Raw genomic sequence first — 20,239 nt, 5'->3', positions numbered from 1 at the left:
AATGGACTCCTTATTTTTCAGTTTATTAGCTTTTAGAACAATTATTGTTCGCCTGAGGCAGCCTGAGTGTCGGTGTTTTCGTAAATTAAAATTGGTGCAGATTCGCCTTTAACCACAGACTCATCAATGACCGCTTTAATGACACCATCTGTAGACGGAATGTCGTACATAGTATCAAGCAAGATGCTTTCAACAATTGAACGCAATCCACGTGCTCCGGTTTTACGTGACATGGCTTTATGAGCAATGGCTTGTAATGCATCTTCTCGGAACTCAAGTTCTACGTTTTCCATTTCAAACAATGCACCATATTGCTTAGTCAACGCATTTTTTGGCTCAGATAAGATCTGTACCAGCGCAGCTTCGTCTAACTCTGTTAATGTTGCAAGAACAGGTAAACGGCCAATAAATTCAGGAATTAAACCAAATTTAACTAAATCGCCGGGTTCTACTTTGCCTAAGATCTGTGAAATCGTTGCCTTGTCAGCTTCGCCTTTCACTTCTGCGCCAAAACCAATACCAGTACCTGTGTGAGCACGTTGCTCAATCACTTTTTCAAGTCCTGCGAATGCACCACCACAAATGAACAAAATTTTAGAGGTATCAACCTGTAAAAATTCTTGTTGTGGGTGTTTACGGCCGCCTTGTGGTGGCACAGAAGCAACAGTGCCTTCAATTAGCTTAAGCAAGGCTTGCTGTACACCTTCACCAGACACGTCACGGGTGATCGATGGGTTGTCTGATTTACGGCTAATTTTATCGATTTCATCGATATAAACAATCCCACGTTCAGCTTTTTCAACGTCGTAATCACATTTTTGCAGTAGCTTCTGAATGATGTTTTCTACATCTTCCCCCACATAACCGGCTTCAGTTAATGTGGTTGCATCAGCCATGGTAAACGGCACGTTAAGTGAACGAGCTAAAGTTTCCGCCAGCAAAGTTTTACCACTACCGGTAGGATCAATAAGCAAAATGTTACTTTTACCTAGCTCTACACCACCTTTGACCGTGCCATTACGTAAGCGTTTGTAGTGGTTGTATACCGCAACAGCCAATACTTTTTTAGCCTGGTCTTGGCCAATGACGTAGTCGTCTAAATGCTGGCGCAGCTCATGTGGTGTCGGTAATTTATCTTCATCACGCTTAGGAGAAATCTCTTTGATTTCTTCACGAATGATGTCATTACATAAATCAACACATTCATCGCACACGTATACCGATGGTACAGCAATCAGTTTTCTCACTTCATGCTGACTTTTTCCGCAAAAAGAGCAGTACAGCAATTTGCCGCTGTCACCGTTATTTTTGTTATCGCCCATTATTCTACCTCTGGTTGCAGCCTAGACCTTACATCTGAGCTCTGCTTGTCGATATGCATACTGGCTGTATATCTGGATTATTCGTTCATTAGAATGAAGAATAACCCAGTCACAGCAAAAAATCAGCCTGTATTAACTACGAGTCGTTAATACAGAATCCACGAGGCCGTATTCTACCGCTTGTGACGCGCTCATGAAGTTGTCACGGTCTGTGTCTCGCTCAACAATTTCAAGCGGTTGACCTGTGTGTTCAGCTAGCATTTGGTTTAACTTATTTTTAATGCCTAAAATTTCTTGGGCATGAATAGCGATGTCTGATGCTTGACCTTGGAAACCACCTAGTGGTTGGTGGATCATCACACGTGAGTTAGGTAAGCAATGACGCTTTCCTTCTGCGCCGCCAGCTAATAAGAATGCACCCATACTTGCCGCTTGGCCAATACATACGGTACTGACGTTTGGCTTAATAAATTGCATGGTGTCATAAATAGCCATACCCGCTGTGACTGAGCCACCTGGCGAGTTGATATAAAGATAGATATCTTTGTCTGGGCTTTCTGACTCTAAGAATAATAACTGAAGTCACAATGAGGTTAGCCATATGCTCTTCAACCTGGCCAACTAAAAAAATAACACGTTCTTTTAATAAACGAGAATAGATATCGTAAGAACGTTCACCTTTCGCTGTTTGTTCAACAACCATAGGTACAAGCGCATTGAGTACTGATTCTGGTGCTTTATGCATTATTCATTTCCCTAAAAATAAAAATGGCCGCATGAGGAACCTCATACGAGCCATTATAAATGGCGAACGCCTTGTTAAGTCAAGCTAAGCTTACGCTTTGCCTGTAGCCTTGTTCATAAATTCTTCAAAAGCAACTTCTTTTGTCGTTACTTGAGCCGATTTTAGTAGGGCTTCAACAGCTTGCTCTTCAAGCGCTACATTGCGCATGTTTTGCATGAGTTCTTTGTTTGAGTTGTAGTAAGCAACAACTTCAGATGGATCTTCATACGCAGAAGCCATAGATTCGATCAATGCATTAACGCGATCATCTTCAGCTTTAAGCTCGTTAGTTTTGATCACTTCGCCTAATAGCAAACCAATCTTAACGCGACGCTCTGCTTGCTCAGTGAATAATTCAGCAGGAAGCTCAGGCATGTTTTCAGTTTGACCACCAAAACGTTGCATAGCTTGCTGACGTAACACGTCAACTTCGCCATCAACTAGCGCTTTAGGGATAGCAATTTCATTAGCAGCTAGTAAACCAGTAATCACTTGCTCTTTAACGTTAGCTTTAAGCGCTTGCTCTAGTTCACGAGTCATGTTTTTACGGATTTCAGCTTTAAGCGCTTCTAAGCCGCCTTCAGCAATACCAAATAGTGAAGCAAATTCGTCATTCACTTCTGGTAAGCTTGCGCCTTGAACTTCAGTTAGGGTAATAACGAATTTAGCCGCTTTACCTTTTAAGTTTTCAGCGTGGTAATCTTCTGGGAATGACACTTCGATATCGAAAGTTTCACCCGCTTTATGACCGACAACACCTGTTTCAAAACCTGGGATCATACGGTTTGAACCGATTTGAAGTTCGAAATCGTCAGCTTTGCCGCCTTCAAACTCTTCACCGTCGATAGAACCCACAAAGTTCATTTTCACTTTGTCGCTATCAGCAGCTTCACGTTCAACAACAGCATAAGTTGCATGTTGCTTACGTAATGTTTCAATCATGGTATCAACGTCGGCTTCGTTTACGTCAGCGTGTGGCTGTTCAACGGCAATAGTATCTAGACCCGTTAATGCAACTTCAGGGTAGACTTCAAACGTCGCAACGAATTCAAACGTGTCACCTTCAGTAGCACCTGGTGTAAATACTGGCGCGCCTGCTGGGTTTAATTTTTCAGCTACGATGGCTTCAATAAAGTTACGTTGCATCACTTCACCAGTGATGTCTTGACGAATCGCTTTACCGTAGCGCTTATTGATTTCAGTGACTGGTACTTTGCCAGGACGGAAACCAGGAAGACGTGCACGCTTTGCTTCGCGTAATACGTTGTCTTTAACCAATTTCTCGATTTGCTCAGCAGGTACAGAAATAGTTAGGCGACGCTCTAGGCCTTGAGTTGTTTCAACAGAAACTTGCATTGTTTTACCTCGAAATATGTCTAACGTTCTTTGTAATAGTCGACAACTCAACTATTTGATATTCGTTTCTTGACCGTGTGTTTAGCTAAGGCCGCCAGCACAGCGATATTAATGATGCTGAAGACGCTGTTGGTTCAGGTAGCTTATTTTTGATATTTATCAAGACGCGACATTATAGCTACCGTTTTTCGCATAGTCGAGCCTGAAAAGGTCGATTTAGGCGATAAAAGGCCGACTTTGAGCCATTTTGACGTGTTTGCACGTTTAATGTGCTAATTACTTTATGAGGTAACCGATGAATTATTTTACACGAGGGTTTCTTTGATGATGGGTGTCACACTCTGGCGGATTTACAACCTAGAGATTGATTTAATCAAAGAAAAATGGGGTGACTGATGGGGCTCGAACCCACGACAACCGGAATCACAATCCGGGACTCTACCAACTGAGCTACAATCACCACTGAAATGGTACGCCCGGCAGGGCTCGAACCTGCGACCACCCGCTTAGAAGGCGGGTGCTCTATCCAACTGAGCTACGGGCGCATGGCACAGCAATTTGCTGTTTCCTGTCTGGCTAAACAAGCTTAACACTTGTTTGATTATTTGTTTAGTTAACACATAAACAAATAATTGAATTTGGTCGGTGATAGAGGATTCGAACCTCTGACCCTCTCGTCCCAAACGAGATGCGCTACCGGGCTGCGCTAATCACCGAGTTTATCTGTTCTCAACATATCGCAGAAATACACTGTAACCATGTTGTCTCGAGAACGGAGCGCATCTTAACGAGTCACTTTGTTATCGTCAACGATTTTTTTGAGCTATTTGTCTATCTGTTGAATTTAACAGCAAAAAGAGTGATTAGCATCAAAGCGCGAATAGTTTATTCACCGTATTTCCTTGTCTAGCAAATGACACTCTTTTAATCGCCTGTTAGAATACTCCCGATTTACACTTCAGCCACAACCTGCGCCATTCAAAGGAAACTCTACAGCCATGACTGCTCAACTTATTGACGGTAAAGCCATTGCACAATCTATTCGCAGTACCCTTAAACAAAAAGTCGCCGCGAGAAAAGAAGCTGGCCTTCGGGCACCAGGACTCGCAGTTATTTTAGTGGGTAGCGATGCTGCGTCACAGGTTTATGTAGGTAGTAAACGCCGCGCTTGTGAAGAAGTCGGTTTTGAATCGCAATCGTTTGACCTTGATGCATCAACATCAGAAGCTGAATTATTGGCAGTAATAGACCAGTGCAATGATAACCCAGCAATCGATGGCATATTGGTTCAGCTGCCGCTCCCTGGACATATTGATGACTCAAAAGTCATTGAGCATATTCGCCCAGATAAAGACGTAGATGGTTTTCACCCTTACAACGTTGGCCGTTTAGCTCAACGCATCCCCGTGCTGCGTTCATGTACGCCAATGGGTATCATGACATTAATCAAGTCTACTGGTGTAGATACATATGGATTAGACGCAACAGTTGTTGGGGCTTCTAACATTGTAGGCCGTCCGATGACGTTAGAGCTTTTACTTGCTGGTTGTACTACGACAACATGCCATCGTTTTACTAAAAACTTAGAGCAAAAAGTGCGTCAGGCAGATTTGTTAGTGGTTGCGGTAGGCAAGCCAGGGTTTATTCCTGGCGAATGGATTAAACCTGGTGCGATTGTGATTGATGTTGGTATTAACCGTACAGAAGACGGCCGTTTAGTCGGTGATGTTGAATATGACGTGGCGGCGCAAAATGCGGCATTCATTACCCCCGTCCCAGGCGGAGTAGTGCTCTATGACGATTGCGAGTTTATTAGAAAACACTTTATATGCTTGCGAGAAATACCATAGCTAATTAGCCATTCGAATCAGTTCAACAATACGCTAAATTGACACAAAAAGCCTGCAAATTGCAGGCTTTTTGTTTATGGCAATCCCGAACTATTTTTTACGCCACGTGGTGCCTGCTGGTGCCGTCTTCTAAAACCACCCCAAGCTCATTTAAGCGATCACGTGCTACATCGGCTGCTGGCCAGTCTTTTTCCGTACGGGCACGGTTACGCTCAACAATTAATGCCTCAATTTCGGCCACTTCATCGTCTGTACCTTCACCTTTGAAGAATGCTTCAGGTGTTTGACTCACAAGGCCTAATACATCTGTTAACTGCTTGAGGCTAGCGCCTAAGGCTGATGCTGCTGCCATGTCAGTCAATTTAAGACGGTTGATTTCTCTAACCATATCAAATAGTACTGAGTATGCTTCTGGTGTATTAAAATCATCATCCATTGCTTGCTTAAACTTAGCCACATATTGCTCAGCATCGGCTGGGGCAACGGTTAAATCTAAATCTTTAAGTGCAGTATATAACCGCTCTAATGCAGCGCGGGCTTGCTTTAAATTATCTTCAGAATAATTTAACTGGCTGCGGTAATGACCTGATAACAAGAAGTAACGTACGGTTTCTGGGTCGTAATGCTCAAGCACGTCACGAATGGTAAAGAAATTACCTAATGATTTAGACATTTTCTCGCGATCAACCATCACCATGCCTGAATGCATCCAATAGTTAACATAAGGCGTGTCATGGGCACAGCAAGATTGTGCAATTTCGTTTTCATGATGCGGGAACTGCAAATCACTACCACCACCATGAATATCAAAATGCACACCTAAATGTTTGCTGTTCATTGCTGAACATTCAATGTGCCAACCTGGGCGACCTGATTCCCAAGGCGAATCCCAAGTAGGCTCACCCGGCTTAGACATTTTCCACAATACAAAATCCATTGGGTTTTGCTTGCTTTGATCAACTTCAACTCGGGCGCCGGCTTGCAACTGGTCAAGGTTCTGGCCTGATAAGCGACCATAATCTTTGTATGACGCCACGCTGAACAACACATCACCATCAGGTGCGACATAGGCATGACCGCGGTCAAGAAGTAGTTGTACCATGTCGATAATTTCAGGCATATGCAAGGTTGCTCGAGGCTCAAAATCGGGGCGTAACATGTTTAACGAATCAAAGTCGCGGTGCATTTCAGCGGTCAAACGCTCTGTTAGCGCTTCACATGACTCGTTGTTTTCAGCTGCACGCTTAATAATTTTGTCATCTACATCAGTAATGTTACGTTGAAAGTTAACCTCGTAACCTATGTAACGTAAGTAACGGACTATCATGTCAAACGATACAAAAGTACGTCCGTGACCAATATGACATAAATCGTAAATTGTCACGCCACATACGTACATGCCAATTTTGCCAGGATTTATTGGTTTAAATTCTTGTTTTTCACGACTAATACTATTGTAAATCTTCAACATCGAAAGTTCTCTTTTACACTAAATTATTATGGTAAATGTTAGTCGTGAGTCTACCATGTTGTCACCTGTTTTGAACACTGCACTTTATGCCGCAACTAAGATAAGTTAGAATCGCGCAAATTATTTTTTCTAGGTGAATACGAATGGTTACTTTACACACAAATTTTGGCGACATTACTTTACAACTTGATGCAGAAAAAGCTCCTTTGACTGTGGCTAACTTCATGAAATATGTTGAAGACGGCTTTTATGACAGCACCATTTTTCACCGTGTAATTGACGGTTTTATGATCCAAGGTGGTGGTTTTACCGAAGATATGGGGCAAAAGCGTAGTAACGAAGCTGTGAAAAACGAAGCAAACAACGGTTTATCAAACCGTAAAGGCACCGTTGCGATGGCTCGTACTTCTGATCCGCACTCTGCAACAGCTCAGTTTTTTATTAACATCAACGACAACACTTTCCTTGATTTTAAATCAGAAACAAGCCAAGGCTGGGGTTACTGTGTATTTGGTGAGGTCGTTGAAGGCTTAGATGTGGTTGAAAAAATTAAAGCCGTTGCCACTGGCAACCGTGGCATGCACCAAGATGTGCCATTAGAAGCTGTTATTATCAACAATGTTAGTGTAAAAGCATAATTTTGCGCCGCACTGTCTTTGTGGGCGATTTGCACTTAAGTGCAGATCGTCCAGATATCACCCATGCTTTTGTAGACTTTCTCGCGAACGGTTTAGACGATGCCGAGGCACTTTATATTATTGGGGATTTATTCGAAGTGTGGATGGGCGATGATATTGCAGAGCCATTTACCAATGAAATTGCCAAAGCAATAAAAGTCGTTTCCGCTAAAATGCCGGTGTATTTCATTCATGGCAATCGTGATTTTATGATCGGTCGCGCGTTTTGCAAACGAGCGGGCATGCAAATTTTACCTGAAGTACACTGTATCGATTTATATGGCATGCGCACAGTGATTTTACACGGCGACAGTCTTTGTACACTTGATGAAGCTTATCAGCGCTTTAGACGTTTTCGTAGCATTGCGATGGTGAGATGGATCTACGCACATATACTGCCTAAACAAACCCGCTTAAACATTGCAGCAAAAATTAGACAAAAAAGTGTCCAGGGTAATCAGCAAAAGCATTATGAAATCATGGACGTTGAACCTACAGCCGTGGATGAACTCCTTACTAAAACTAACTGCCAACGTATGATCCATGGTCATACCCATCGCCCCGATATTCATCAACTTAACGGCAATAAACAACGTGTCGTTGTAGGAGATTGGTACACTCAGGGCAGCGTGTTATCGGTTACACCACAAGGTTGTGAGCTAGAACAAAGGCCTTTTTTAGCAACCTAACGTTGTAAATACTACCGTTTATCTACATTTGGACTCTACACTGGAGTCCCGCTGTGAAACCGAAACTCATTATCTTCAGACAATATCAATGCGGCTTCTTGCTGCCTGAAATAGGCAATTCGGTCGCTAATATCTTCACCTGCTATATCTTGTGCTAAAGCAAGATAATCTTGATAATGTCGAGCTTCAGAACGAAGTAGAGACACATAAAACTTATTAAGTTCATCATCTAGGTGCGGGGCTAATTTGGCAAAGCGTTCACATGAGCGCGCTTCAATAAATGCACCAATAATTAATTTATCGATGATCGTTGAGGGTTCATGAGTACGAACATGAGTGATTAATTGTTTGGCATAGCGCCCTGCTCTCATATTATTGTATTCTATCCCACGCGAGGTCATGATTTGTAAGACTTGCTCAAAATGATGAAACTCTTCTTTAATTAAGCGAACCATTTTAGTCATTAAGTCCACACTAATTGATAGTGACTGGCTGGCAACAAGCTCGCTTGTAATGTCATTTTTTTTGATATCTCGATTCAAAAACACATTAGCATCGCGTTCTTTATTATAAACGAACGTTTCATACGGCTTTACCACGCTAATAAAATAGCTGCACTCGATTTATCAATGGCATACTTGCGGATCATCATCATTGCAGTTTGTGCCGCTTTAAGTTCACAATTACAGTGATCAATTAATAATGCATTCAGTTGCGCTGGCTGCTTGGCAAAATTGACCCAGTCATCTGGTGTTTCACAACCTAAAAAGTGATTAATTGGTTCAAGTATTTGCTGCATGTTACTAAAGACCCTTTATAAAACATCTGTCGTTATTTTACCGTTTGGCTGATCTTTTCTAAAGCTCAAACGTACTACAACTTGACGAATTAACATTTATGTTCAATAAATGTCCAATATTCAGATAGTAAATTTCAATATCAGAATATTGCATGTCGTCAAACGAAATTTCAGGTTTGTGCTAAACTGAAAAAGTAAGGTCAATCTCCTTTAAACACCTCCTGTTGGGATGAGGTGAGCACTGAGCAATAACTTGTTAGCAAGGAGTCTGCTAACCGTTCATTGTAAAGTACTGTGAACTGATGAAGGCGATTGATTAAAAGCTGTAGTCAGTTCGTCTATTGTTTGGCGAGCTAGGTTGAGAAATGCTAAACAAGGATAATTATAATGGTACTGAATCACTTAATGGGGCTATACACTCATCCGAAACAAGAGTGGCAAACAATTGAAAAAAACCATGAAGCGCTGAAAAGCAGCTTAAGTCATGTATTACTTATCGCGCTCATCCCGGCCATCTGCTCTTATTTTGCTACCGCGCACATTGGGTGGCATCCAGGGGCTGGCGAATTGCTGTTTTTAACACCTAAAAGCGCCATGTTTATGTCGATTGGCATGTACTTTGGCTTAATATTTGGGGTAATGGCATTGGCCTACTTAGCCTATTGGATGGGTAAAACATTTGATGCAGACCCAACCTACACTCAAGCATTAGAACTGGCAGCTTACACTGCTACCCCTTTATTTATGGTGGGATTAGCCGCGTTATACCCTGTATTGTGGTTTATTATGGTTGTGGGGTTAATTGGCTTAACTTATTCGGTCTACCTTCTATACGCAGGTGTGCCAATCATCATGAACATACCTGAAGAAAAAGGCTTTATTTACGCAAGTTCAGTTGTCACGGCAGGATTGGTGTTGCTAGTTGCACTGATGGCAAGCAGTGTTATTTTATGGAGCGTTGGCTTTGGCTCAATGTTGCAATAGGTGGTTTCAATACAATAAAAAAGGCGCTTTGAGCGCCTTTTTTATTGGGTTATTTAACGGTAAACACTAAGAGAAAGTATCACGTAGTGGTACGGTTAAATTAAAGACTAAATGTTCAGCAGACGAATCTTTGCTGTCTGCACAGAAGTAACCTTCACGCTCAAACTGATATGCTTTTTCAGCAGGAGCATTAACCAAACTAGGCTCAACTAAACCTTGAACAACCACTAACGACTGTGGGTTAATCACTTCATCTACGGTGTCAAATGCTGCAGGGTTTACATCTGTAAATAAACGGTCATACAGACGGAACTCGGCAGGTTTGGCTGTGCTCGCTTCCACCCAATGGATAACGCCTTTTACTTTGCGTCCATCAGCAGGATTTTTGCCTAACGTATCTGCATCATAGGTACAGTAGATTGTCGTCACATTACCATCAGCATCTTTGTCACAGCGTTCAGCTTTAATGATATAAGCATTACGTAAACGAACTTCTTTACCTAACACAAGACGTTTAAAGTGCTTATTGGCTTCTTCTTTGAAGTCTTCAACATCAATAAATAATTCACGACCAAAAGACAGTTCACGGGTACCCATTGCTTGATTATTTGGGTGCGCTGGTGCCGTGATAGTTTCTGGCTGTGCATTTGGATAGTTTTCAATAACCACTTTGATGGGTCTTAACACGGCCATTGCACGAGGTGCATGTTCATTTAACTCTTCACGAATACACGCATCTAACATGCCGACTTCAACTAAGTTTTCTTGCTTAGTGACACCAATACGTAAGCAAAACTCACGGATAGAAGCTGGTGTATAACCGCGACGACGTAAACCTGCAATGGTTGGCATACGTGGGTCATCCCAGCCGTCGACTAATTTGCGGGTCACTAAATCATTTAGCTTACGTTTTGACATCAATGTGTATTCAAGATTTAAACGAGAAAACTCATATTGACGAGTGCGGTTTGGAGTTTGGAAATCATCTAAATGATCTAACACCCAATCGTACAAACGACGGTTATCTTGGAACTCTAACGTACAAATTGAGTGAGTAATGTTTTCAATCGCATCAGAGATACAATGAGTAAAATCGTACATTGGGTAAATACACCACTTGTCACCGGTTTGGTGATGGTGTGCAAAACGGATACGGTATATCACCGGATCACGCATACACATAAAGGGTGATGCCATATCAATTTTTGCACGCAATGCACATTCACCCTCTTTGAATTCACCTTTACGCATTTTTTCAAACAGAGCGAGGTTTTCTTCAGGGGTGGTGTCACGGTAAGGGCTATTTTTACCTGGCTCTTTTAAAGTGCCACGGTACTCACGAGTTTGTTCGCTATTTAAAAAACAAACATAAGCAAGCCCTTTGCTAATAAGTTCAACAGCATATTGATGCAATTGATCAAAATAATTCGATGAATAACGTATATCGCCAGCCCATTCGAAGCCTAACCAATGCACATCTTCCTGAATAGACTTCACATAGTTGATGTCTTCTTTTTCAGGGTTAGTATCATCAAAACGTAAGTTACATTGACCTTGGTAATCTTTCGCAATACCAAAATTTAAGCAAATAGACTTAGCGTGTCCAATATGCAAAAAACCGTTAGGTTCTGGCGGGAAACGAGTATGAACATGGTTGTGCTTACCGCTACTTAGGTCTTCGTCTATGATATTACGAATGAAGTTACTAGGACGTACTTCGGTGTCCACATGACTCATGGAATTCCTCTTGGCACACAATGGCAATATGAATAAAAAACAGATGATCCTACAGATCTTCAGTAGTTACAACTACTAGTATCGAAAAAGTTAGTCAGATAAACAAAAAATGCCAATTAGCGTAAACAAACTCGTGCTGTGAGGGTATTTACCAGGAATATAAACAAAAAACCCAGCAATGCTGGGTTTTAAAAGAATCATTCAGATCAACAAAGACTATTCTGTGACAATACGAATACCAGGAATAATTTGCTGTGCTTGTCTGCCTTTTTTGCTCAACCACATGTAGAAACCAACTAAAGCAACAGCAAAAAAGCCAATCCAACTTGCCGATTGTAATGGATGCTGTGAGAAAGTGGCGCCTTGATAAATCACCGTAGCTGAACCATATGCTAAAGAAAAAGTCCAAACTGCGGCAAATCGCGCCCATTTAGCACCAAACTCATTCACTAATGCGCCCATAGCAGCCACACAAGGGGTATACAATAAAATGAACAGTAGATAAGAGAAAGCGGCTAACTGACTCTTAAAGCCTGTCTGTAGAGCACTGAATGTTGATGAATCAACCGACAACTCAACAGCAGCCTCGTCTAAGTCAGTAATACTGGCAATGGCAATCGACAAAGGGTCATCAGGTTCAATACCTAACAAGTTAGTGGGTATGGTAGCTAAGCCGACCTTGACACTCTCCCATATTGTTAGCATTTCTTCTTCATCGCCTTCGCTGCTGCTGTACAAACTGTTTAATGTACCCACTACGGCTTCTTTCGCGAAAATACCAGTAATAATCCCCACCGTCGCAGCCCAGTTGTCTTGCTCAATACCCATTGGCGCAAATAATGGTGTAACTTGTTGACTAGCCACACTCAATAGCGACTCTTTACTGTCTTCGTGACCAAAAGAGCCATCGGTACCAATTGCATTAACAAAGTTAAGCAGGGTAACAACGATAATAATGGTTTTACCGGCACCTTTAATAAAACTTTTGGTTCGCTTAGTGGTTCGAGAAAATACCGCTTTGGCTTTAGGCATTTCATAACTAGGCAGTTCCATAACCACTGCACTACTTGTGCCAGGCAATACCGTTTTACGCAATAACAAACCGATCCCAATAGCAGCCAAAATACCGATAATATAAAGTAAAAAGACTAAGTTTTGTCCTGACTGTGGGAAAAACGCTGCAGCGAATAACGCGTAAACAGGTAAACGAGCACTGCATGACATAAAGGTGGCCATCATGCCAGTCACAATACGCTCGCGTTCACTGCCTAGAGTTCTGGTCGCCATAATCGCTGGTACAGAACAGCCAAAACCGACAATCATAGGGACGAATGCTTTACCAGGTAACCCAATACGGCGCATTAAACCGTCAACCACAAAGGCTGCACGAGCCATATAACCTGATGCTTCTAACACTGATAATGCTAAAAATAATGCGGCTACAACAGGAATAAATGTCGCAACCGTTTGAATACCTTGCCCTACACCACCGGCTAAAATAGTCACTAGCCAATCGGGAGAGCCCATAGAGACCAATAACGCCCCAAAGTGGTCAACAAATATTGCTCCTGCAGTAATATCGAAAAAGTCGATAAACGAATTACCCACGTTGATACTGAATAAGAACATCAAGTACATAACGAACAAGAACACAGGAATACCCAGAACAGGATGCAGAACCGCATTATCTAATCGGTCTGACACACTGATGTGTTTACCTTGATTAACTGCAGCTTCAAATGCTTGTTGTACAAAATCATAACGCGTAGTCGCAATCATAATTTCGATATCATCACCGTTTTGCTCTGCACGTTGAGTGCATTGCTGTACAGTGTCATGCAGTTGTACTTCACTTGTACCACATGCATTGCCATGGCAATTGGCTAGAATAGATAATGCTTGCCCGCGACTTAATGCGCCAAGACCTTGATTGCCATTTTGAAGCTGTAACGCTTTAATACTGGCTTCAATGTCTGCAGGGTATTGCAACGTAAGAGGCTCTGTCGCGGTATTGCTTTGCAATAATGTAAGAATGTTAGATTGAACCTGTTCAACATCTGCTTGACGACGAGAGCAAATCGCAATCACAGGGCAACCTAAACGCGCTGACATCTGCTCGACATCAATAGTGATCCCGAGCCTTTTAGCCGCATCAATTTTGTTAATCACCACTATAACGGGTATACCTAGCTCGCGTAGCTGCGTGGTCAGGTAAAGATGACGCTCTACGTTTGTGGCATCAACTAAGTTAATAATCGCATCGACCTGTTGATTCGCTAAGTAGTTTTGTGCAATTTGTTCATCTAACGAACAATCACAGCTGTTGCCAGCTGGAAGCAAATCATAAATACCGGGTAAATCGGTTAATAAAATATCGTTGCCTGAATAGCTAAATTTACCGGTTTTTTTCTCGACAGTCACGCCAGACCAATTACCCACTTGCTGGCTTGAACCAGTTAATGCATTAAAAAGGGTTGATTTACCGGCATTAGGATTACCGACGGTGACGCAATGGAATTGTTTAGTCATTCGTTATTACTACCTCAATGATATCGGCTAAATCGCGACGCATGCATAACTTACTACCACGTAAGTTAAGTTCAACACCTGTGCCCATTGGTGCTCGGCGGATAAAAGAAAAATGCGTGTTGGGAGTGATGCCCATTGATAACAACTTACGCTTTACGGTTTGTGGTAACGTTAATTGACCTATTTGAGAGATGATTGCGCGATCTCCGGGTTTGAGTTCACTCAGTTTCATGTAGCACTACCTTCAACAACATTAATAACGTCTGAAATTTTATCTGAGCTTTGCAAGTTAAACTCGAATCTAGATCAAAGTTTAAGCTGCTAACGAGAATAGTTTTCACTTGTATTACGTATTATGTGACAAATGTCCAATAGAAAACAGTCTAAAGAGTAAATATTTTTATATTCTGAAATGTGTTAACTAAAAGGTTACATTCGTTGCGAAGTTAATAAACCGAAGTAACAATCGTCAAACCATTGCTGGTTGATGCAGGTATTTTGTCTCAACGTCCCCTCTTGCACAAAGCCAACGTTTTCGAGCACTTTACGTGACGCTAGGTTTTCATAGCAACAAATAGCAATATATTTATGCATTTCAAATTGCAACGCCCCCCAGTCAATAACGGCGCGTAAACTCTCAGTTGCGTAACCATTACCTTGCTGCTCAGGAGCAATCAGATAACCGACCTCAGCCCGCTTTAACGCTAAATCGTCACATCGAAACCCAATCAACCCAACAAATTGCTGATTATCGAGACGCTCAATAACCAATGATAACCATTGACCGCTTTCAAATTGATAAGGTCTATTGCGTTGAACGAAGTTCTTTTTTAGGTTGTCTTCAGCATCGACAGGCCGTATATATTGCTGAACGTCCTTATCTAGGTGTAGGCGCAAAAAATTAGGCCAATCAGCAGACGTTAAGTCCCGTAGCTGCAACCTGTCACTATAAAGTATGGTTTTCATCATCGGATCATTATACCATTTCCATTAATTATGTGACCAATCAGAGTCGCTCAGACTGTTCAGTTTGAGGCGCATTGTTGAAATAATGGTTATTCCCTTCTAAGGCAATGCAACAAAGAAATGGACTGTCTGAGCGCCTCCTGCAAGGCGGGTTTCTGTGCCTTCTATGCTGCTTAATAGTATTTTGACGTAGAGCAACTATGCCTACAATCCTATTACTTGCCTAGAAGGCACAGAATTCCCGCTGAATGACCAGATAATTAGTGGAATTGGTATTACTTTTTAAACGGATTAAATAAAAGGATAAAAAAATGGCAGCCTAAGCTGCCATTTAAACAGTCAATGCTTTACACATTAACCACGACTAGTCACTTCAAGTAAGTGATAACCAAATTGCGTTTTTACCGAGCCTTGTACTACGTTTAACGGCGCACTGAACACGACTTCATCAAACTCTTTAACCATCATACCAGAGCCAAATGAACCTAACTCACCACCTTGCGCACCAGAAGGACAAGAAGAATTCGCTTTTGCAACATCAGCAAAATCAGCACCTGCTTCGATTTGTTGTTTTAACGTTTCGCATTGCTCTTGCGTGCTAACCAGTAAATGTCTTGCTGTTGCTTGTACCATATGACGGCTCCTAAACGAATATTTATAAATTAAAAAATAACACTAACATAATGACACTAAGATGACATACTGCCTACTACAGTTATTTAGCCAACTCAGTTTTTATCCAATCTGCAATTTTATCTTCCATAACAGCCATCGGTAATGAACCTGTCGTTAATAGCTGATCGTGGAAGCCTTTTAAATCAAACTTATCACCCAAGGCTTTTTCAGCATCTGCGCGTAAGCGTAAAATGGTTAACTGGCTCACTTTGTACGACAAAGCTTGACCCGGTATCGCCATGTAGCGCTCTACTTCGGCAACGATATCAGACTCCGCCATAGGTGAGTTATCTTTCATATATTGAATCGCTTGTTCACGACTCCAACCTTTAGCATGCAGACCGGTATCGACAACCAGACGCATTGCGCGCAGCATTTCATCAGAAAGCTTACCAAAGTATTGGTACGGGTCATTGAATACACCCATTTCAATACCTAAGTATTCAGCATACAAAGCCCAACCTTCTTCAAAAGCGGTATAGCCTTGAAAACGTTGGAACTCAGGCACATCGGTTAACTCTTGCTTAATCGCAATCTGGAAGTGATGACCCGGAGCCGCTTCATGTAATGATAGCGTTGTCATGCCCCATTTAGGTTGAGCTTTTAAATTATAGGTGTTGATATAGAAAATACCTGGACGGGAACCGTCAACCGCAGGGCTTTCATAAGATGCCCCAGCCGCCGATTTTTCTCTAAATGCTTCAACCGGTTTGACGATGTAATCAGCTTTTGGCATAACATCGAAATATTGCGGTAATACTGCATTGATCTTATCTTTAATGGTCATATAACCATCAATCAAATCTTGTTTATCGGTGAAGAAATATTGCGGTTCAGACGAGAGCGATGCAAAAAAAGCTGTCAAATCACCTTTAAAGCCAACTTGCTCTCTGACTTTATCCATTTCAGATAAAATACGAGCCACTTCAGACAGACCTATTTGATGAATTTCATCTACTGGAAGTGTGGTTGTGGTATGACTATTAGCAAGATGTTGGTACCAATCTTTGCCATTGGGTAATCCCCACCACCCGTCAGATGCTCGTGACTGAGGTAAGTACACTTGTTGAATATAATCACGTAACCCTTTTAATGCGGGTAATAATTCGGAGTCAATAATCGCAGTATATTGTTGTGTAAGCTCGGCTTTTTGCTCTGCAGTAAAACTGTCTGGCAATAAATTGATTGGGGAATAAAATAAGCTATTTTGAGCCGAGTCGACGAGCTGAGCATCTAATTGAGGAATGATCCGTTCCACCAACACTTTAGGCAGAACGACTTTGCTGGCAATACCTTCATCCATACGCTGTTGGGCTAATTCAGTCCATTTAATGAAACCACGTAAACGAGATAACCAATGTTGATAATCTTCAACCGTTTTAAAAGGCTGTGCACTTTCACCAGTACCAAGTTGCACCATAGTAAATACAGTGCTGTAGAACTGGTTAATCGGTAAAAAATGTTCAGGATAGGATTCGCCAATCAACGCCATATTGCGATCATAAATAAACATGTCATAGCTTAATTTTAGCGATGCAGAGAGCTGATCTACATCAATGGATTTTGCTTGACTGAAGTAGCGACTGTTGAGTTCATGACGTTGCTTTAAGTACTCTTCAGTTAATGAACCACCAAATTGGTCGTTATATTCATTTACACCCACAAAAGTGGCGTATATGGGTTCTAGCTTTAGTTGTTCATTAAAAAAAGCATCAACCATTGCGAGATACTTCTCTGAGGTCGTTTGCTCTACAGCTTGCACTACAGAAGCTTGAGCTGAATTGACTGGCTCAGATGTTTTAGCGCTATCAGAACACCCCTGAGTCGCTAATAATAATGACACAGACAGTGCCAAAAAAGTTTTATTCATTGTTATTATTCCTTAACACAGCACAAGCTCATTAACTTTGAGTAGTCAGTACACATGCCTGACGTTAATCATTGGTAACAAACAGAAACCAAAACACGATACTTATATTGTATCGATGCCAAGCCATACATGAAACTAAACTTATTCAAATACACATAAATTAACAATTTAACATTTAACGCTTAAAAATCTATTGATAAAGAGCAATAAAAAAGCCCCTAAAAAGGGGCTTTTTTTACATGCTTTAAGCAGTTAAAGCGTGACGTTGTGAATACGCGCTTTTTCTTTAATATAAGAAATATAGCTTCTTGCACTACGTTCAGTCTTCTTATCGTTGGCAGCAAGCACTGCACGGTTATAAGCTGACTTGTACTTTTTCAAACTTAAGTATGCTAAAGCTAACTCGAATTGAGCTTCACCAGGGTTATCAATTCCTGCATCAAGTGCTTTTTTAAGCACAGGAATAGCATCATTGAATTTTTGATCTAAAGCTAGAATACGACCTTGCTTTAAGAACAACTCACCCTTGTTGCTAACCGCAGCAGCCTTACCATAATAGGAGGCAGCTTCTTTTAGCTCTTTAGCATTATGATAAAAACCAGCAAGAGTACTGTAGCTCTTCTCGTTTTCAGCAATAAGACCAGACTTCATGTGCTTTTCAAAAATGGTAGCTGCTTTATAAGGAGAACCTTTTTGCGCTAACAATTGAGCAAGACGAGTAATGTTACCGTCTGTCTCTAAAAAGCCATTTTTATAGGCAAGGTCATAAGTTGCTAATGACTTATCATAATCTTCAGTCATTAAGTAAAACTGAGCCAACTGTACCCATAAGCGCTTATCGTCTTGGAACAAAGGCACCATAACTTCTAATACGTTAACGGCTTCTTTGTACTTTTTCTGGTTAAAGTAAGCAGTTAGCTTCATCTGATACAGACCTTTATCAGGTGCGTCAGCTAAAGATAACCCTTTATCAGCTACTTGTAGTACTTTATTCCACTCTTTTAACTCAGTGTGAGCAATACCAATACGTCGATACATTTGAGAATCAGACTTACAGGTAAACTCCATCCACTTGTAATAGTATGGAATCGCTTCTTTGAACTTTTTCTCTTGTAGTAACAAATCAGCATACAAACGCATTGTTGCAGCGTGATCGGTACCACCAAGAATGTCAGCATCAACAGCAGTCTTTAAATATTTGATTGCTGTGCCCATTTGACCTTTTTCGGCATAGAAGTTACCTAACATACGATCGACATAAGCTTTGTCGAAATCGTTTTTAGTATTAGCTTCAAGCAATATTGAAATCGCTTGATCTAAATTACCTTCTGTATAGGCTTCAAAAGATTTTTGAACTTTTTTAGCTGCAGTGGTACCTACTGCGCGAGATTGACGCTTGTCAATCTCACACTTTTCAGCAGCCAAAGCTGAACTAGACAACATTGCACTTGAACAGACTGAAAGTAATAACGCAGTAGCGATACTAGTAACTTTACGCATTATCTACCTCCTTTCTCTAAAGTAAAATCAAGTTGTACAGTCATGCCAGGTTGTTTTAATGGCTTACCATCAACAATCTTTGGCTTATATTTCCACTTTTTCAATGCGCGAATCGCTTCACGATCGAATAAACGCTTAGGTTCAGCCTTGATAACAGATACGTCTTCAACACCACCCAGTTCGTTAATCGTAAAGGTAAGTTGAACCCAACCCTCTTTACCATCACGAGCAGCAGCAATTGGATACTGTGGCTCAATACGAACGATAGGCGTAGCGTCACCATCACGGGTCATCATGTTGCCTAGCTTAAAGCCTGTACTTGGCCGCCAGCTTCAATTCCACCCATATTAAACGCCAAGTTGGTGTCAATATTAGATGATGAGTCAGGCGGAGTAGTATCCGGCTTCGGTGGCTGCTCCGGTGGTGGAGGTGGCTTAGGTGTAACCCTTGGTTTTTTCTGTGCCTTCGAATCCTGTTTATCCATCGTAATTTCAATAACAGGGGTATCCTCAGACTCGGCGTTGCGCTGTGCGCCACCGCCGACCAAGAATGCCATGAAAGCAAACAGCCCAAAAGTCACTGTGGCACCAATGATTATTGATACGAGTGCTCTTAGCATATTACTCATTCCCCGCTGATACTGAAATTTTGTCAATACCCGCAGCTTTTACGTTATCAAGGACTTTAACGACTAAACCATGTGTAGTGTCTTTGTCTGCTTGAATCAGTACAGCTGCTTCTGGTGCTTCTGCTAACATACGTTCTACGTTTGCAGTTACACGTTCGATATCAACCTGACGGTTTTCCATCATAATGACACCAGACTTACTGATGCCAATAAAGATGTTTGCCGAAGGTTTAGACGTAGCCTGTGAAGCTTTAGGCTTGTTGTAGTCTAAGCCAGATGGCTTAACAAACGATGTCGTTACAATGAAGAAGATCAGCATGATAAACACGATGTCTAGCATCGGGGTCATATCAATTTGCGCTTCCTCTTCCATATTGGAATGCTTCTTACGTGCCATGTTCA

At 41.6% G+C, this 20,239-nt stretch carries 13 protein-coding genes, 3 tRNA genes and 5 pseudogenes; 4 read left to right on the top strand and 17 right to left on the bottom strand.

Translation table 11 applies throughout. The features are described 5' to 3' along the window. Positions 1–41: 41 nt before the first annotated feature. From clpX to N4T56_RS05135, 6 genes and pseudogenes are all read right to left on the bottom strand, one after another. Positions 42–1,322: an ATP-dependent protease ATP-binding subunit ClpX gene (clpX, locus tag N4T56_RS05160; RefSeq protein ID WP_261732459.1), complete on the bottom strand. Its 1,281-nt coding sequence runs from the start codon at positions 1,320–1,322 to the stop codon at positions 42–44. A 132-nt stretch (positions 1,323–1,454) separates the two neighbouring features. Then, positions 1,455–2,067: pseudogene (gene clpP, locus N4T56_RS05155) on the bottom strand (ATP-dependent Clp endopeptidase proteolytic subunit ClpP). Positions 2,068–2,157: 90 nt separating this feature from the next. After that, positions 2,158–3,462: a trigger factor gene (gene tig / locus N4T56_RS05150; RefSeq protein ID WP_261732458.1), complete on the bottom strand. Its 1,305-nt coding sequence runs from the start codon at positions 3,460–3,462 to the stop codon at positions 2,158–2,160. A gap of 384 nt (positions 3,463–3,846) precedes the next feature. Further along, positions 3,847–3,922 (bottom strand) — tRNA-His (locus N4T56_RS05145). 8 nt (positions 3,923–3,930) lie between these two features. Next, a tRNA-Arg gene (locus tag N4T56_RS05140) sits at positions 3,931–4,007 on the bottom strand. Positions 4,008–4,101: 94 nt separating this feature from the next. Then, a tRNA-Pro gene (locus tag N4T56_RS05135) sits at positions 4,102–4,178 on the bottom strand. 282 nt (positions 4,179–4,460) lie between these two features. Here N4T56_RS05135 and folD point away from each other — a divergent pair. After that, positions 4,461–5,316 (top strand): annotated as a pseudogene (gene folD, locus N4T56_RS05130) (bifunctional methylenetetrahydrofolate dehydrogenase/methenyltetrahydrofolate cyclohydrolase FolD). Between the two features lie 86 nt (positions 5,317–5,402). Here the strand turns inward: folD and cysS are convergent. Beyond that, positions 5,403–6,783: pseudogene (gene cysS / locus N4T56_RS05125) on the bottom strand (cysteine--tRNA ligase). Positions 6,784–6,926: 143 nt separating this feature from the next. Between cysS and N4T56_RS05120 the strand changes: the two are divergent. Beyond that, positions 6,927–7,421, top strand: coding sequence for a peptidylprolyl isomerase (locus N4T56_RS05120; protein ID WP_261732457.1), 495 nt, complete (start codon positions 6,927–6,929; stop codon positions 7,419–7,421). Between the two features lie 2 nt (positions 7,422–7,423). Further along, positions 7,424–8,149 (top strand): UDP-2,3-diacylglucosamine diphosphatase, encoded by a 726-nt coding sequence (locus N4T56_RS05115; protein ID WP_261732456.1) that lies wholly within the window; start codon positions 7,424–7,426, stop codon positions 8,147–8,149. Between the two features lie 35 nt (positions 8,150–8,184). Here the strand turns inward: N4T56_RS05115 and miaE are convergent. Next, a pseudogene (gene miaE / locus N4T56_RS05110) lies at positions 8,185–8,948 on the bottom strand (tRNA isopentenyl-2-thiomethyl-A-37 hydroxylase MiaE). A 387-nt stretch (positions 8,949–9,335) separates the two neighbouring features. Between miaE and N4T56_RS05105 the strand changes: the two are divergent. Further along, positions 9,336–9,932 carry a Yip1 family protein gene (locus N4T56_RS05105; protein WP_261732455.1) on the top strand — a complete coding sequence of 199 codons (597 nt, stop codon included), beginning with the start codon at positions 9,336–9,338 and terminating at the stop codon, positions 9,930–9,932. Between the two features lie 66 nt (positions 9,933–9,998). On the opposite strand, the gene glnS is transcribed toward N4T56_RS05105, so the two are convergent. The 9 genes and pseudogenes from glnS to N4T56_RS05060 all read right to left on the bottom strand — a co-directional run bounded on the left by glnS (position 9,999) and on the right by N4T56_RS05060 (position 20,234). Further along, on the bottom strand, positions 9,999–11,669 hold the full coding sequence (glnS, locus tag N4T56_RS05100; protein ID WP_261732454.1) for a glutamine--tRNA ligase: 1,671 nt from the start codon (positions 11,667–11,669) through the stop codon (positions 9,999–10,001). A 216-nt stretch (positions 11,670–11,885) separates the two neighbouring features. Then, the gene (gene feoB, locus N4T56_RS05095; protein WP_261732453.1) at positions 11,886–14,198 is read right to left on the bottom strand and encodes a Fe(2+) transporter permease subunit FeoB; all 2,313 of its coding nucleotides are present in this window, start codon (positions 14,196–14,198) and stop codon (positions 11,886–11,888) included. Next, entirely contained in the window at positions 14,191–14,430 is a 240-nt protein-coding gene (locus N4T56_RS05090) for a FeoA family protein (protein ID WP_188919219.1), read from the bottom strand. Before N4T56_RS05090 ends, feoB begins: the two co-directional genes overlap by 8 nt. A gap of 197 nt (positions 14,431–14,627) precedes the next feature. After that, positions 14,628–15,167 (bottom strand): GNAT family N-acetyltransferase, encoded by a 540-nt coding sequence (locus N4T56_RS05085; protein WP_261732452.1) that lies wholly within the window; start codon positions 15,165–15,167, stop codon positions 14,628–14,630. Between the two features lie 351 nt (positions 15,168–15,518). After that, positions 15,519–15,797: a peptidylprolyl isomerase gene (locus N4T56_RS05080; RefSeq protein ID WP_390904011.1), complete on the bottom strand. Its 279-nt coding sequence runs from the start codon at positions 15,795–15,797 to the stop codon at positions 15,519–15,521. Positions 15,798–15,879: 82 nt separating this feature from the next. After that, the gene (locus N4T56_RS05075; RefSeq protein WP_261732451.1) at positions 15,880–17,709 is read right to left on the bottom strand and encodes a DUF885 domain-containing protein; all 1,830 of its coding nucleotides are present in this window, start codon (positions 17,707–17,709) and stop codon (positions 15,880–15,882) included. Between the two features lie 252 nt (positions 17,710–17,961). Continuing rightward, on the bottom strand, positions 17,962–19,209 hold the full coding sequence (locus tag N4T56_RS05070) for a tetratricopeptide repeat protein (protein WP_261732450.1): 1,248 nt from the start codon (positions 19,207–19,209) through the stop codon (positions 17,962–17,964). After that, a pseudogene (locus tag N4T56_RS05065) lies at positions 19,209–19,828 on the bottom strand (energy transducer TonB). The gene N4T56_RS05070 and the pseudogene N4T56_RS05065 overlap by 1 nt, the downstream one beginning before the upstream one ends. 1 nt (position 19,829) lies before the next feature. After that, positions 19,830–20,234, bottom strand: coding sequence for an ExbD/TolR family protein (locus N4T56_RS05060; RefSeq protein WP_188924962.1), 405 nt, complete (start codon positions 20,232–20,234; stop codon positions 19,830–19,832). Between the last annotated feature and the right edge of the window lie 5 nt (positions 20,235–20,239).

The organism is Shewanella phaeophyticola (assembly GCF_025398315.1).
Classification (GTDB): Bacteria; Pseudomonadota; Gammaproteobacteria; order Enterobacterales; family Shewanellaceae; genus Shewanella; species Shewanella phaeophyticola.
This window is presented reverse-complemented; position numbering and strand designations above follow the sequence as displayed.

What these genes read in the sequence shown, in the direction of transcription:
- feoB (WP_261732453.1), bottom strand. Translation starts at nt 14,198, where the DNA reads ATGACTAAACAATTCCATTGCGTCACCGTCGGTAATCCTAATGCCGGT.
- N4T56_RS05080 (WP_390904011.1), bottom strand. Translation starts at nt 15,797, where the DNA reads ATGGTACAAGCAACAGCAAGACATTTACTGGTTAGCACGCAAGAGCAA.
- N4T56_RS05120 (WP_261732457.1), top strand. Translation starts at nt 6,927, where the DNA reads ATGGTTACTTTACACACAAATTTTGGCGACATTACTTTACAACTTGAT.
- clpX (WP_261732459.1), bottom strand. Translation starts at nt 1,322, where the DNA reads ATGGGCGATAACAAAAATAACGGTGACAGCGGCAAATTGCTGTACTGC.
- N4T56_RS05105 (WP_261732455.1), top strand. Translation starts at nt 9,336, where the DNA reads ATGGTACTGAATCACTTAATGGGGCTATACACTCATCCGAAACAAGAG.
- N4T56_RS05070 (WP_261732450.1), bottom strand. Translation starts at nt 19,209, where the DNA reads ATGCGTAAAGTTACTAGTATCGCTACTGCGTTATTACTTTCAGTCTGT.
- N4T56_RS05060 (WP_188924962.1), bottom strand. Translation starts at nt 20,234, where the DNA reads ATGGCACGTAAGAAGCATTCCAATATGGAAGAGGAAGCGCAAATTGAT.
- N4T56_RS05075 (WP_261732451.1), bottom strand. Translation starts at nt 17,709, where the DNA reads ATGAATAAAACTTTTTTGGCACTGTCTGTGTCATTATTATTAGCGACT.
- glnS (WP_261732454.1), bottom strand. Translation starts at nt 11,669, where the DNA reads ATGAGTCATGTGGACACCGAAGTACGTCCTAGTAACTTCATTCGTAAT.
- tig (WP_261732458.1), bottom strand. Translation starts at nt 3,462, where the DNA reads ATGCAAGTTTCTGTTGAAACAACTCAAGGCCTAGAGCGTCGCCTAACT.
- N4T56_RS05090 (WP_188919219.1), bottom strand. Translation starts at nt 14,430, where the DNA reads ATGAAACTGAGTGAACTCAAACCCGGAGATCGCGCAATCATCTCTCAA.
- N4T56_RS05085 (WP_261732452.1), bottom strand. Translation starts at nt 15,167, where the DNA reads ATGATGAAAACCATACTTTATAGTGACAGGTTGCAGCTACGGGACTTA.